General features: G+C 60.6%; 12 protein-coding genes. 8 read left to right on the forward strand and 4 right to left on the reverse strand.

The window, feature by feature from the left end; genetic code table 11:
* Positions 1-295: 295 nt before the first annotated feature.
* The 3 genes from B5526_RS36365 to B5526_RS36375 all read left to right on the forward strand — a co-directional run bounded on the left by B5526_RS36365 (position 296) and on the right by B5526_RS36375 (position 1,455).
* Positions 296-568, forward strand: coding sequence for a plasmid maintenance system killer protein (locus B5526_RS36365; protein ID WP_244562153.1), 273 nt, complete (start codon positions 296-298; stop codon positions 566-568).
* 21 nt (positions 569-589) lie between these two features.
* Positions 590-877 carry a HigA family addiction module antitoxin gene (locus B5526_RS36370; RefSeq protein ID WP_079544430.1) on the forward strand — a complete coding sequence of 96 codons (288 nt, stop codon included), beginning with the start codon at positions 590-592 and terminating at the stop codon, positions 875-877.
* Positions 878-966: 89 nt separating this feature from the next.
* Positions 967-1,455 (forward strand): hypothetical protein, encoded by a 489-nt coding sequence (locus tag B5526_RS36375; protein WP_079544431.1) that lies wholly within the window; start codon positions 967-969, stop codon positions 1,453-1,455.
* Positions 1,456-1,750: 295 nt separating this feature from the next.
* Here the strand turns inward: B5526_RS36375 and B5526_RS36380 are convergent, their stop codons facing one another.
* Positions 1,751-2,074, reverse strand: a complete 324-nt coding sequence (locus tag B5526_RS36380; protein ID WP_079544432.1) for a hypothetical protein — start codon at positions 2,072-2,074, stop codon at positions 1,751-1,753.
* Positions 2,075-2,167: 93 nt separating this feature from the next.
* Between B5526_RS36380 and B5526_RS36385 the strand changes: the two genes are divergently transcribed.
* Together B5526_RS36385 and B5526_RS36390 are read left to right on the forward strand one after the other, a co-directional pair.
* Positions 2,168-2,935: an AAA family ATPase gene (locus B5526_RS36385; protein WP_079544433.1), complete on the forward strand. Its 768-nt coding sequence runs from the start codon at positions 2,168-2,170 to the stop codon at positions 2,933-2,935.
* A gap of 438 nt (positions 2,936-3,373) precedes the next feature.
* Entirely contained in the window at positions 3,374-4,186 is an 813-nt protein-coding gene (locus B5526_RS36390) for a hypothetical protein (protein ID WP_079544434.1), read from the forward strand.
* A 101-nt stretch (positions 4,187-4,287) separates the two neighbouring features.
* Here the strand turns inward: B5526_RS36390 and uvrA are convergent, their stop codons facing one another.
* The 3 genes from uvrA to B5526_RS36405 all read right to left on the reverse strand — a co-directional run bounded on the left by uvrA (position 4,288) and on the right by B5526_RS36405 (position 9,435).
* The gene (gene uvrA / locus B5526_RS36395) at positions 4,288-7,383 is read right to left on the reverse strand and encodes an excinuclease ABC subunit UvrA (protein ID WP_079544435.1); all 3,096 of its coding nucleotides are present in this window, start codon (positions 7,381-7,383) and stop codon (positions 4,288-4,290) included.
* A 286-nt stretch (positions 7,384-7,669) separates the two neighbouring features.
* A complete protein-coding gene (locus B5526_RS36400) occupies positions 7,670-8,440 on the reverse strand; it encodes an outer membrane protein (RefSeq protein WP_079544436.1) in 771 nt (256 codons plus the stop codon).
* A 218-nt stretch (positions 8,441-8,658) separates the two neighbouring features.
* Entirely contained in the window at positions 8,659-9,435 is a 777-nt protein-coding gene (locus tag B5526_RS36405) for an outer membrane protein (protein ID WP_079544437.1), read from the reverse strand.
* A gap of 448 nt (positions 9,436-9,883) precedes the next feature.
* Between B5526_RS36405 and B5526_RS36410 the strand changes: the two genes are divergently transcribed.
* The 3 genes from B5526_RS36410 (at position 9,884) to gyrA (ending at position 13,776) form a co-directional block, all read left to right on the forward strand.
* Positions 9,884-10,363, forward strand: a complete 480-nt coding sequence (locus B5526_RS36410) for a single-stranded DNA-binding protein (RefSeq protein ID WP_079544438.1) — start codon at positions 9,884-9,886, stop codon at positions 10,361-10,363.
* Positions 10,364-10,461: 98 nt separating this feature from the next.
* Complete coding sequence (locus B5526_RS36415) at positions 10,462-10,860, forward strand: DUF2306 domain-containing protein (RefSeq protein WP_079544439.1); 399 nt, start codon at positions 10,462-10,464, stop codon at positions 10,858-10,860.
* 183 nt (positions 10,861-11,043) lie between these two features.
* On the forward strand, positions 11,044-13,776 hold the full coding sequence (gyrA, locus tag B5526_RS36420) for a DNA gyrase subunit A (RefSeq protein ID WP_079544440.1): 2,733 nt from the start codon (positions 11,044-11,046) through the stop codon (positions 13,774-13,776).
* Positions 13,777-13,888: the final 112 nt, after the last annotated feature.

The following is a 13,888-nucleotide window of genomic DNA, read 5'->3' on the forward strand; positions in this document are numbered from 1 at the left end:
GCCATTCGTCCGCACACTCCGTGCCGCTGAAAGCGATCACATCGCGTGCCTGACGCCGCCGCGTCCATCGCATCCCGCCCCGCGTCGATGACGATGGCCAACGCCCCTCTGTGGGACGGGATGGCAAATCATATAGCTTGATTTGCGTTTCGGAAAAACAGAAATATCTTTGCGAATGGGGCTGGACAGAACGTTAGCATTGGTAGATGGCCTGATTTGCCCGTCGGGCAATCGGTACTCTCATGGCGCGACTATCCGCATTGATATTCACCGTTTCCCGTAGTATGTTATTGCCATGATCAGGTCGTGGCGGAATTCTGCAGCCCGCAAGGTCTGGGATGGCGAGCGGCCGAACCAGTTTCGAGGACTGGATTTCGAGGCCGCCGTCGATCTGTTACTGGCGTTGAATGTCGCCAAATCGCTCGGCGATCTCAGCCCCTTGAAAAGCGTCGGCCTGCACAAGCTCAAAGGCGATCGACGGGGACAATGGGGCGATGACAGTGAACGACCGCTGGCGCATTTGTTTCGAATTTCGCAAGGGCGATGCGCACGAGGTCGAAATCGTTGACTACCACAGAGGTTGAACGCCATGGCTCCTGTTGTACACCCCGGCCGTTTGTTGAAGCGCGAATTGGTCGCGCGAAAGCTCAGCGCCAACCGCCTGTCGCTGGATATCGGCGTTCCCTCCGGCCGTATTACCGACATCCTCAACGGCCGCCGCGCGATCACGGCCGATACCGCGGTGCGGCTCGGTCGGTATTTTGGCAACAGCGCGCAGTTCTGGCTGGACCTGCAGGGTCAATACGACATCGGCGTGGTCGAGCGGGAGAAGGGCGCCGAGATTACCAGGCGCGTCAGGCCGGCAGATGCGGCATGAGCCGGCCGACCGCCAGACCTCGAACTCTTCTGATTTTCGCATTATAGCTTCTCCTGCTTCATGGAGTCAGGCGACCAGCGTTTGGGCAAATGCGATATTCGATCCACGATAAAACGCTTGCGGCGAAGAAAGCCCGCATATTGATCAACGCGCTGGTCGATTGCGCAAAGGCGGGGGTCAAGTCGAGCGCCGTTACCAAGAAAATGCTTTGGGGAATCTCGCTTTACCTGGAATGCGGGAGTTTCACCAAGGAAAACTGGCAAACGTACCATCGCGCAAGCGACGCCGCCAAGCAGGTGCGGGAGTCGGGCGACAAGGACTGGAAAAGGAACGTCACGTTCGAACATGCACGCCCGCTGGGCGTGATGTATCAGATGCTTCTGGATGAGCGGGCAACCCTGACCCTTGAAAGGGCGGCGTTCATCATTGGTGAATATCCGCCCGTCTTGATCACGACGGAAGAAGAGCTCCGAATGGCGAAACTCGGGTTCAAAGGTGACGGCGCGCCGGAGCAGCGATACGCCGAAATTCCGATTTCCGGTTTCAGTCTGCGTTCAGACGATGCAATGTCGCGTTGACGCTCTATCGATTGGTGCGTTTCGCCTCCATTATATATTGCGAGGTGCGTAGGGCGGATTAGCGTGAGCGTAATCCGCCATCGCTTTGGTTGGGGAGGCGGATTACGCCTTCGGCTAATCCGCCCTACGCGCTGATGACGATGGAGTTGGTGCTGGAGGTGCCCTAGGGAGCTCAGAGCCTCCCTCATCGTCATTGCGAGGAGCGTAGCGACGAAGCAATCCAGCTTTTTCCTTGCGGCAAGATGGATTGCTTCGCTTCGCTCGCAATGACGTCAACAACGACTCCCGATCGTCGCTAACGCCGCTTGCGCACATGGACATTGATATCGAGATCGATTTCGCTGACGCAGGTTTGCTGGGTGCGGTGCGAGCCGCCTTCATGCCAAGGGCCGTTACGCGCGCGGGCGTCTCTGACGTTGGCTAGCCTCAAGCATCGCCATTGCGGCAGCTTGCCTGAACTCTGGCCGGCAAACTGCCAAGCCAGCACGACTTCTTCGCCGCTCTTGTTGGTGCCGATGATGTGCGGACACAGTTCGCGCACGCGACCATCGTAGCTGCACACGACCTGCTGCTCGGCGAGGATGGCGATGCGGAAGAGGGTGTAGGTGGCGCTGGGCATGGCGGGCAGGGACTGCTAGCTTGCTATCTGGGATTGCAGAGGCGTCCCTAGTATAGACATTTGACGCAATCTTGTTCCGTCGGACCCGAGCGCATGGCCTCAAGACGAAATCGAACCATCAATATGCCGGCGCCGTATCTTCGGCGCATCTGGCTCGAGCCGTCGCGCATCGCCGACCGCGCGGCCTATCCGTTCTGCCTGCCTTTCCTGCAGGATGATTTCGAACTGAGCTTCGATCGGCCGATCACCATCATCGTCGGCGAAAACGGCACCGGCAAGTCCACGCTGCTGGAAGGAATAGCCGTGCTCGCCGGATATGACGAAGCCGGCGGCGGTAAGGGGTACATGCCGGTCGATCATTCCAATGCGACCGAGGTGATGGGCGGAGAGCTTTCAGAGGCGCTGCGTGCGGGCTGGCTGCCGAAGATTACCAACGGTTGGTTCTTCCGGGCAGAGAGTTTCTTTTCGATCGCAAGATATCTCGACGATGCGGCGCGCGATGTTGGCGCGCCCGAGCCAGACTTCCTCTCCCATTCCCATGGCGAAGGTTTTCTGCGCTTCTTCGAAGAGCGCTGCCAGCGGCAGGGCATCTTCATCTTCGACGAACCGGAATCGGCGCTGTCGCCGGCGCGCCAGATGGAATTTTTAAAACTGATGCGGCGCATGGAGCAGTCCACGATCTGCCAGATCGTCATGGCCACGCATTCCCCGATGCTGATGGCCTATCCCAATGCGCGGCTGTTGCGGCTGACAAAATATGGGCTGGACCCCGTGACCGTCGAACAGACGGATCACTACAAGGTCATGCGGGAGTTCTGCGAGGACCCGGCGGGGTTTGTGGAGGCGGTGATCGAGGAATGAATAGTCAAGGTTGCAGCATGTAGGATGGGTGGAGCGAAAGAGGCTGGGCATTCTTGCCCAGCCTCGAAAGCGATACCCATCAGTCTCAGTTTGCGAAGATGATGGGTTTCGCGAAGGGCTCAACCCATCCTACGGGCTCTTTTGATTTCCGCATTATGGCTTCTTCCGCTTCATGAAGTCAGGACCGTAGGGCGCAATAGCGTAGCGTATTGCGCCGCATGTGTACGAGACGAAAGAGGCGGAATACGCTCCGCTATTCCGCCCTACGGGCTACGCCAACACCGTCGTTCACCGCGGAACACCATGGACCGAAAAAAGCCGCCTAGCCTTTAATGGTTGCTACGCGCTGAGGGAGTGAGCGCGAAGCGACGATCGGTTGCCTTGCCAGCCCGCCCTCTTTAGAGTTTCGGACATTTTCCCTTGGAGCACTGCGCGTCCGTGGCCCTTCTGAAGGCAAACATCTTCGTCCAGACCAGTGGCAAAAAGCGCCACATGATCGCCATTCGAGAGAATACCAAGGGCGATGTCTATATAACGATCAGAGGCGGTCAGAATATCGAAATGGATATCACCGGCAAACCCAAGATTCTGGAGGTCCGCGTCTCCATACATCCGACCCGTGACAGCCCAACATCCAATATGCTGAAATTACAACGGCTGGATGATACCGGTCGGGTCGTCGACAAGGTCGCTTTCACCGACGCGATCAAGAGGTTCCCGGGGCGTTTTGCGGTCGTATCAAGTTCCCGCTTTACCAGCTTGAAAAGCACCTATCACGACTTCGCTGCAAAATACGAGTCATCGGGCTACAAAAACATAGATTTCGGCAACTTCGATCCTGAGCAAAGCACCGCCACGATCGGCCTACTCGTCGGATCCCGCGGACTTCCGTTCGTTTCGCCAAATTGTGCGCGCTTGGAGACTTCTCTTTACCAGCTCGTCTTCTTCCGAAAAGACGTAAATACTCCCGCATCGAACTTCGGCAAGACCCTCTTTCATGAAACGTTCGATCCAGCCGAAATTTCAGCGGACGATTTTCGCCGCGACTTCATCCTCGCCTTTAATCAAGGCTCTTCTCCAAGACAGTGCGAATGGTGGCTCGATCACGATAGCCTCTATCTTGGTATTGATCACATCAAAACGATCCGCTCATTTTTTGAACAAGCTGGCGAGCCGACTGACTTTCTAAATGAGCCCAGGATGCAGCTGCAACGCTTGCTCAGTGAACATATGAAAACGGGACCGCTGTAGGACGATGCGCATCGACGGGCCGCCGACAATCGCTACGCCGCCGCGTTTGTCAGATCACCGTCGAGATGGTAGAGGGAGACCAGCCCGGTCTCATTCCGAAATCACTCCGCCGCCTCACTCGCCCCGCTCTTCCTCGGCTTCCCCGCCACCCTCGCCAGCACCGGCGCCAGAAATTTCCCCGTATAGCTCCGCGGCGCCTTGACGATATCCTCCGGCGGGCCCCAGGCGACGATTTCGCCGCCGCCGTCGCCGCCTTCGGGGCCGAGGTCGATCACCCAGTCGGCGGTTTTTATCACTTCGAGATTGTGCTCGATCACGACGACCGTGTTGCCCTGCGACACCAGCTCGTGCAGCACTTCCAGGAGCTTCTTCACGTCGTGGAAATGTAGGCCGGTTGTCGGTTCGTCCAGGATGTAAAGCGTGCGGCCCGTCGCGCGCTTACTCAATTCCTTCGCCAGTTTGACGCGCTGGGCTTCGCCGCCCGACAAGGTCGTCGCCTGCTGGCCGACATGGATATAGTCGAGGCCGACGCGGTGCAGCGTCTTGAACGTCTCGCGCACGCGCGGCACCGCCTTGAAGAAGTCGGCGGCTTCTTCGACCGTCATGTCGAGGACGTCGGCGATCGACTTGCCCTTGAACAGCACTTCGAGCGTCTCGCGGTTGTAACGTTTTCCCTTGCAGACATCGCAGGTGACGTAGACATCGGGCAGAAAGTGCATCTCGATTTTTATCACCCCATCGCCCTGGCAGGCCTCGCAGCGGCCGCCCTTGACGTTGAAGGAAAACCGGCCGGGCTCATAGCCGCGCGCTTTCGCTTCGGGCAAGCCCGCAAACCATTCGCGGATCGGCGTGAAGGCGCCGGTATAGGTCGCCGGATTAGATCGCGGCGTGCGGCCGATCGGCGACTGGTCGATGTCGATGATCTTGTCGATATGCTCGAGGCCCTCGATGCGGTCGTGCGGCGCGGCGCCTTCGCTGGCATTGTTGAGCTTTCGGGCGATCGCCTTGTAGAGCGTGTCGATCAGCAACGTCGACTTGCCGCCGCCCGAAACTCCCGTCACACACGTGAACAGCCCCAGCGGAATCTCCGCCGAGACGTTTTTCAGATTGTTGCCGCGGGCGTTGATCACCTTGATGGTGCGGCGATGGTTCGGCGGCCGGCGCTCGGGGATCGCGACCGACAATTCGCCGGTCAGATATTTTCCGGTCAGCGAGTCCGGGTTCTTCATGATGTCGGCGGGCGTGCCCTGGGCGACGATATGGCCGCCATGCATGCCGGCGCCGGGGCCGATATCGAGCACATGATCGGCCAGGCGGATGGCGTCCTCGTCATGCTCGACCACGATCACGGTATTGCCGAGGTCGCGCAGCCGCTTCAGGGTTTCCAACAATCGCGCATTGTCGCGCTGGTGCAGGCCGATCGAAGGCTCGTCCAGCACATAGAGCACGCCGGTCAGGCCGGAGCCGATTTGCGAGGCGAGGCGGATGCGCTGGCTTTCGCCGCCGGAGAGCGTGCCGGAGGCTCGCGCCAGAGTGAGATAATTCAGGCCGACATCGAGCAGGAACGACAATCGCTCGCGGATTTCCTTCAAGACGCGCGCGGCGATCTCGTTCTGCTGCGCGTTGAGCGCCGTCGGCACGGTCTCGAACCATTCGCCGGCGCGGCGCACGGAAAGTTCGGAGATTTCGCCGATGTGTTTTCCGCCGATCTTGACGCACAGGGCTTCCGGCTTCAGCCGATGGCCGTGGCACGCCTCGCAGGGAATGTCGGAAAAATATTTTGCCAGTTCCTCGCGCGCCCATTCGCTCTCGGTCTCGCGATAGCGGCGGTTGATGTTGGTGATGACGCCCTCGAACGGCTTTTTGGTGTCGTAGGAGCGCACGCCGTCTTCATAGGAAAATTTTATTTCGTCCTCGCCCGAGCCGTGCAGGATCGCTTGTTGGGTCTTCTTCGGCAGGTCCTTCCACTTGGTGTCGAGGGCAAATTTGTAAAACTTTCCGAGCGCGGTCAGGGTCTGGATGTAATAGGGCGAGGATGATTTCGACCATGGCGCGATCGCGCCCTTGCGCAGGCTCAATTCCTTGTCGGGAATGACGAGGTCCTCGTCGATATGCTGCTCGACGCCGAGGCCGCCGCAGGCAGGGCAGGCGCCATAGGGATTGTTGAACGAGAACAGCCGCGGCTCGATTTCGGGAATGGTGAAACCTGAAACCGGGCAGGCGAATTTTTCGGAGAACAGAATCCGTTCCGGTCCGCTCTTGTCGTGGATTTTTGCCACCTTCTTTGTCGGGGCCTCATCCTTCGAGACGGCGCTTTGCGCCTCCTCAGGATGAGGGGAAGCGCCTCGCTTTGCTGCCTTCGATCGTCGGGCACCATCCTCATCCTGAGGAGCGCCCGCAGGGCGCGTCTCGAAGGATGATGATTGAGGTGCGTCCGCATATTCGATGACCGCCAACCCTTCCGCAAGCTTCAGCGCCGTCTCAAAACTCTCCGCCAGCCGCTGGCCGATGTCCGGACGCACCACGATGCGGTCCACGACCACATCGATGTCATGCGGGAATTTCTTGTCGAGCGCCGGCGCCTCGGCGAGCTCGTAAAACGTGCCGTCGATCTTGACCCGCTGGAATCCCTTTTTGAGATATTCGGCGAGCTCCTTCTTGTACTCGCCCTTGCGGCCGCGCACGACCGGCGCCAGCAGATAAAGCCGCGTGCCCTCAGGCAGCGCCAGCACGCGGTCGACCATCTGCGAGACGATCTGGCTTTCGATCGGTAGCCCCGTCGCGGGCGAATAGGGCACGCCGACCCGCGCCCACAACAGCCGCATGTAGTCGTAGATCTCGGTCACCGTGCCGACGGTCGAACGCGGGTTTTTCGAGGTGGTCTTCTGCTCGATCGAAATCGCCGGCGACAGCCCGTCGATCTGGTCGACGTCGGGCTTCTGCATCATCTCCAGGAACTGGCGTGCGTAGGCGGAGAGCGACTCGACATAGCGCCGCTGGCCTTCGGCATAGATGGTATCAAACGCCAGCGATGATTTTCCGGAGCCGGACAAGCCGGTGAACACCACGAGCTTGTCGCGCGGGATTTCCAGATCGACGTTTTTCAGATTGTGCTCGCGCGCGCCGCGAATCGTAATCGCGCGGCTGCCCGATGCGGCGGCGGATTGTTGGCGCTTCGCCCTGATCACTTCATCCATATCGGCATTTCCACGCGCGTTGGCCGCGGCTTAGCGTTACGGCGCGTATCGCCGGGAAGGTGCGATCGGACGCCAGAGGTGCGCTCGGAACATAGGAAGAACGCACGCGGATTTCCAGTGCCCTGTGCAAGCCATCAACGGTTTGTTGGGATCGGCGCGCGCATTGGCGGCAGCAGGCAGCAGGCAGCAGGTTCGAGCATAAACAGCGCAAACAAGAAGACCGCGCAAAACAAAAAGGCCGGCGCGAGGCCGGCCTTTGCGTGCAGCAGAATCTGCCGACGATCAATCAGTACCTCGCCACGACCGGACCGCCGAAGCGGTAGTTCACGCGAACCGTGGCCATGTCGACATCCTGCTTGATGCTGTCGACGCGCGAGCCGACGAACACGGTGGTCGGGAAGGTGATGCTCCGGTTGCCCATGAACAGGTGATCGTATTCGACCCCGACCGACCAGTTCGGCGCAAAGCCGAATTCCACACCGGTTCCGACCGTGCCGCCCCAGCGGGTTTCGCTGGCCTGATCGAGCACAATGCCTGCTCCGGTGAGGAAGCCGGTGTACTTGTCATGGGTGACGGCGCCGCCGCCCTTCAGATACCAGAGAACGTTGTTCCAGGCGTAGCCGACCTGGCCGGTGAAAAGGCCGATCGCGTCGATCTTGGTCTGGTTGGTCAGCAAGGGCGTCAGGGCCGCCAACGAGCTCGGATTTGACCCCTTCAGATCAGCCCAGTCGCCCTGGGCTTCGAGGCCGAACACCACGGGGCCGCTCATCCAGCGGTAGCCGATCTGACCGCCGACCAGGCCGCCGGTCGCGTTGTGACAACCCTCCGCCACGGACGGTGAAACCGGAATACCCGTGACGTTGGTGAGATCCCAGCACTTGTGGCTCCAGCCGCCGCCGCCGTTGAGACCGATGTAGAAGCCGCTCCAGTCATAGAAGGGCGCCGTGACGATCGGAGGCGCTTTGGTGTAGGGACGGGCCGCGAGGTCCGCGGCGGACGCCGGCGCAGCCAGACCTAACGCAAGCAGTCCGACGGTGCCCAGCAAAAACTTTTTCATCTCACTCTCCAGACCTTTGTCCGCTCAAAGACTTGTTCGCTTCCTTGATTCCGAAGCAATTGAAAAATCCCGCAATCGCACGCGGCATGGGGATTTATATCCGATTCAAGCGCAGAGGCTGTCCCCGAAAGGCAACACTCGCCGGCGATGATTCCGCCCGCGTTAACAGCCCGCAAGCAAAAAGGCCGGCGCGAAGCCGGCCTTTTCTTAGATCGATATCAGTACTTCGCGACCACCGGGCCACCCCAGCGGTAGTTGACGCGGACCAAGCCGATATCGACGTCCTGACGGATGCGATCCGCGCCATCGAACAAGCCGCCCGGCGTGGTGAAGTTGAAATTGCGATTACCCATGAACAGGTGATCGTATTCGATGCCGACCGACCAATTCGGCGCGAAACCGTATTCGAAGCCTGCGCCAACCGTGCCGCCCCAACGCGTTTCACGTGCGGAAGAGAAGAGCGCCCCAGTGGGAACCTCGAATATGTCGTACTTGTCGGCGGTTACGGCGCCGCCGCCCTTTACGTAAAACAGCGCATTGTTCCAGGCGTAGCCGACCTGACCAGTGAGCAACCCAAACGCATCGATGCGCGAGCGGTTGCGGTCCGTCGGAAACACCGTGCTGATATTGTCGCCTCTGAAATCAGCCCAGTTGCCCTGTCCTTCCACGCCGAACACCCAGTTCGAGGCCTGCCAGCGATAACCGATCTGACCACCGACCGTCCCGCCGGTCGCGTCATGGCAACCTTCCGGCGTAGCAACAACCGGAACGCCTGCGGGCGTTGTTATGAGATCCCAGCACTTGCGGGAGGACCCACCGCCGCCGTTGATGCCGATGTAGAAGCCGCTCCAGTCATAGATGGCGGCGACCATCGGCGGCGGCGCTTTGGTGTAGGGACGAGCCGCGAGATCCGCGGCGGAAGCCGGCGCAGCGGTTCCCACCGCAACCGCGCCCAACGAGACCAGTCCAACAGTGCGCAGGGAAAACTTTTTCATGCATTTCTCTCCGGCTCTTGGTTCGCTTCGCTTGTTGTGAAGCTTTTTGAAATGAGGCTGCGACCGCCGCGGCGATCTAATTCTGGGCAAACGATAGTCCGATTCAACCCGAAATGCCGTCTCCGAAATGCAACACTCGCGAGCGAAGTGGGCGAAGGGAAAGTTACTGGATGTTAATGATTTGATAGGGTTTTCCGGGAACCCGATGGAACCCGACCCCGAGATTCGACCCGCGGTCGTATCGACACACCGCCTAAGATTTAGCGGTCGTATCGACACACCGCCTAAGATTTAATCGCTGCATTGCGCAGGAACAAAACTGGAACAATCGCGGTGGGAATGCTATATGTGGATAACCGCTGAAACCGGCGGATCTGCAAGCTCGCGCCTCGCGGCGAGCGTATAGGGTCGGGCTTGTCCCAGTAATTTTCGAGAGTGGAGAGTGGCGATGGCAGGAAGCGTCAACAAGGTGATTCTGGTCGGAAATCTCGGCAAGGATCCGGAGATCCGGCGGACCCAGGATGGCCGCCCGATTGCGAATCTGAGCGTGGCGACCTCGGAAAGCTGGCGCGACAAGGCGACCGGCGAGCGCAAGGAAAAGACCGAGTGGCACCGCGTCGTGATTTTCAACGAGGGCCTCTGCAAGGTCGCCGAGCAATATCTGAAGAAGGGCGCCAAGGTTTACATCGAGGGCCAATTGCAGACCCGCAAATGGACCGATCAGGCAGGCGTTGAGAAATACTCCACCGAAGTCGTGCTGCAGGGGTTCAATTCGAACCTGACCATGCTCGATGGCCGCAGCAGCGGCGGCGGCAGTTTTGGGGCCGACGATGCCGGCGGCGGCGATTTCGGACCGTCCACCGCCGCGCCGCGCCGCGCCGTTGCGGCCGGAGCCCGCAGCGACATGGACGACGATATTCCGTTCTGAGATTTTGTTCGGAGCGCAAGGCGAGGGCGCAAGCCGCGCCACCGCCCCCCTTTTGGCGGCGTGCGTCAGCCAAGATTCGGGACCGGGGGGACAGCCTCATGACCCTTGCGCCGCTGCTCGACGCAGCTCCCGCGATCCCGCTTCACGCTTTTGCCGCGATGGGCGCCTTCGTGCTCGGCGTCGTCCAGCTGGCCGCGCCCAAGGGAACCTTGCCCCATCGTGCGCTCGGCTTCATCTGGGTCGGCCTGATGGCGCTGGTGGCGATCAGTTCGTTCTGGATCCATCAGATCCGCTTGCTCGGTCCCTGGAGCCCGATCCATTTGCTGTCGATCTTCACGCTGGTCATGCTTCCGCTCGGGGTATGGATGGCGCATCGCCACCGGGTCGAGCATCACCGCCAGATCATGATCTATACGTTCTCGGGCGCGCTCGTCATCGCCGGACTGTTCACACTCGTCCCCGGGCGGATCATGCATGCCGTCGTGTTCGGGCCTTGAGCCGGCCGGCCCGAGAAAGCGCATGCGGGCGATCGGATTCAGGCTCCGGCCGCAAGCCCCGCGCCCCACGTAAGTCTCTGGAAAAACGAAGGGAAAAACCGCGCGCGCCGACCTGTTAGGGGTGGTTTTGGCGGCCCTTACGCGCTATATGATTCGACAAGAAAAACTGACCGGATTCCCCCTTTGTCTGACCCTGAAGATACCCCGCCCGGCGAGCCGCCGGCGCCTTCCGATATTCGTCCTGTATCCATCCTCGACGAGATGAAACGCTCCTACCTCGATTACGCCATGAGCGTGATCGTGGCGCGCGCGTTGCCGGACGCGCGCGACGGGCTGAAGCCGGTGCACCGGCGCATCCTGTATTCGATGTACGAGCAAGGCCACACGCCCGACAAGAAGTACGTCAAGTCCGCGCGCGTCGTCGGTGACGTGATCGGTAAATATCATCCGCACGGCGACCAGTCGATTTACGACGCGATGGTCCGGATGGCGCAAGACTTCTCCATGCGCGTGCCGCTGATCGATGGACAAGGCAATTTCGGCTCGATCGACGGCGATCCTCCGGCGGCTTATCGGTATACTGAAGCGCGCCTGACGCGATCAGCACTCGCGGTTCTCGGGGATATCGATAAGGACACGGTCGATTTCCAGGCCAACTATGACAATTCCGAGAAAGAGCCGTCGGTTCTGCCGGCGAAGTTTCCGAACCTTCTGGTCAACGGCGCCGGCGGTATTGCCGTGGGCATGGCCACCAACATCCCGCCGCACAATCTCGGCGAAGTCATCGACGCCTGCGTCGCGCTGATCGAAAATCCCGCGCTTAGCATCGATGAACTCATCAACATCATTCCGGGTCCCGATTTTCCGACCGGCGGCATCATCCTCGGCCGCCAGGGCATCCGCTCAGCCTATCACCTCGGCCGCGGCTCGATCGTGATGCGCGGCAAGGTCAGGATCGACACCGTCCGGAAAGATCGCGAAGCGATCATCATCTCGGAAATTCCGTACCAGGTGAACAAGGCCACCATGGTCGAGCGCATCGGCGAACTGCATCGCGAGAAGAAGATCGAAGGCATTGTCGAGCTGCGCGACGAATCCGACCGCGACGGCTATCGCGTGGTCGTCGAACTGAAGCGCGATGCCATGGCCGACGTCGTGCTGAACCAGCTCTATCGATTCACCCCGCTGCAGACGAATTTTGCCGCCAATATGCTGGCGCTGGACGGCGGCCGGCCGCAGACGATGAACCTGAAGGATCTGCTGACGCTGTTCATCGCCTTCCGCGAGCAGGTGGTGACCCGCCGCACCAAATTCCTGCTCAACAAGGCCCGCGACCGTGCCCACATTTTGGTCGGCCTCGCGATCGCGGTCGCCAATATCGACGAGGTCATTCGCGTGATCCGGACCTCGCCCGATCCCAACACCGCGCGCGAGACCCTGATGTCGCGCGACTGGCCCGCCAGGGATGTCGAGGCGATGATCACGCTGATCGACGATCCCCGGCATCGACTAAACGCTGACGGCACCGCGCGGCTGTCGCTGGAGCAGGCAAAGGCCATTCTGGACCTGCGGCTGCAGCGGCTGACCGCGCTCGGGCGCGAGGAAATTTCCGAAGAGCTCGACAAGCTCGCGGTGGAGATCGCCGACTATCTCGACATTCTGCGTTCGCGCGCGCGCGTGCAGGCGATCATCAAGACCGAGCTGGCCGAGGTGAAGGACGAGTTCGCCACCCCGCGCAAGACAGTGATTATCGAGCAGGAAGACGAGGTCGAGGACGAGGACCTGATCCAGCGTGAGGACATGGTGGTTACGGTCTCCCATGCCGGCTATGTCAAGCGGGTACCGCTGTCGGCCTATCGCGCGCAGCGGCGCGGCGGCAAGGGCCGCGCCGGCATGCAGACCCGCGACGAGGATTTCGTCAGCCGGCTGTTCGTGGCTTCGACGCATACGCCGGTGTTGTTCTTCTCCTCGCGCGGCCAGGTCTACAAGGAAAAGGTCTGGCGATTGCCGATGGCGGCCCCGAACGCGCGCGGCAAGGCGCTGATCAACATCCTGCCGCTCGAGCAGGGCGAGCGCATTACCACCATCATGCCGCTGCCCGAGGATGAATCCTCCTGGGCCAATCTCGACGTGATGTTTGCGACCACCGGTGGCAACGTCCGCCGTAACAAATTGTCCGACTTCGTCGACGTCCGCCGTTCCGGCATCATCGCCATGAAGCTCGACGACAACGAGGCGATCGTCGATGTGCAGATCTGCACCGAGCGCGACGACGTGCTGCTGACGGCGGCCGGCGGCCAGTGCATCCGCTTCCCCGTCACCGATGTGCGGGTGTTTTCGGGCCGCACCTCGATGGGCGTGCGCGGCATCGCCTTGCCCGAAGGCGACAAGCTGATTTCGCTTGCGATCCTGCGCCATGTCGAGGCGACGTCGGATGAGCGCACGGCGTATCTGAAAATGCGCCGCGCTGTTGCCGGCGAAGTCGCGGCCGAGGAAGGTACGGAAGCCGATACCGAGGAGGCCGCCGGCGCCATCCAGCTCTCTTCCGAACGCTATGTCGAGATGTCGGCGCAGGAACAGGTGGTGCTGACGGTTTCGGTCAACGGCTACGGCAAGCGCACCTCATCCTACGAGTACCGCACCACCGGCCGCGGCGGCAAAGGCATCGTCGCGATGTCGGTCAACAACCGCAACGGCAAGCTGGTGGCCTCGTTCCCGGTCGAGGACAGTGACCAGATCATGCTGGTCACCGACAAGGGTCAATTGATCCGTTGCCCGGTCGAGGGCATCCGGATCGCGGGCCGTTCGACCCAGGGCGTCATCGTGTTCGACACCGCCGAGGACGAGCATGTCGTCTCGGTCGAGCACATCGGCGAGGACGCTGAAAACGGCAACGGAAACGGAAATGGTGGCTAGGGCCTTTCGGCTCTGATTGAAGCAGAACCGGGCTCTAATAGTCTTTTGTTTCAAGGAAGCCGACTTCTGGGAAATGGGTTGGCGGGCGGATAACCTTCATGGCCCTTCGGCC

It is taken from the genome of Bradyrhizobium lablabi, assembly GCF_900141755.1.
Taxonomy (GTDB): Bacteria; Pseudomonadota; Alphaproteobacteria; order Rhizobiales; family Xanthobacteraceae; genus Bradyrhizobium; species Bradyrhizobium lablabi_A.

Coding starts and splice junctions, on each gene's coding strand:
- B5526_RS36365 (WP_244562153.1), top strand. CDS start 296: ATGATCAGGTCGTGGCGGAATTCTGCAGCCCGCAAGGTCTGGGATGGC.
- B5526_RS36370 (WP_079544430.1), top strand. CDS start 590: ATGGCTCCTGTTGTACACCCCGGCCGTTTGTTGAAGCGCGAATTGGTC.
- B5526_RS36375 (WP_079544431.1), top strand. CDS start 967: ATGCGATATTCGATCCACGATAAAACGCTTGCGGCGAAGAAAGCCCGC.
- B5526_RS36380 (WP_079544432.1), bottom strand. CDS start 2,074: ATGCCCAGCGCCACCTACACCCTCTTCCGCATCGCCATCCTCGCCGAG.
- B5526_RS36385 (WP_079544433.1), top strand. CDS start 2,168: ATGGCCTCAAGACGAAATCGAACCATCAATATGCCGGCGCCGTATCTT.
- uvrA (WP_079544435.1), bottom strand. CDS start 7,383: ATGGATGAAGTGATCAGGGCGAAGCGCCAACAATCCGCCGCCGCATCG.
- B5526_RS36400 (WP_079544436.1), bottom strand. CDS start 8,440: ATGAAAAAGTTTTTGCTGGGCACCGTCGGACTGCTTGCGTTAGGTCTG.
- B5526_RS36405 (WP_079544437.1), bottom strand. CDS start 9,435: ATGAAAAAGTTTTCCCTGCGCACTGTTGGACTGGTCTCGTTGGGCGCG.
- B5526_RS36410 (WP_079544438.1), top strand. CDS start 9,884: ATGGCAGGAAGCGTCAACAAGGTGATTCTGGTCGGAAATCTCGGCAAG.
- B5526_RS36415 (WP_079544439.1), top strand. CDS start 10,462: ATGACCCTTGCGCCGCTGCTCGACGCAGCTCCCGCGATCCCGCTTCAC.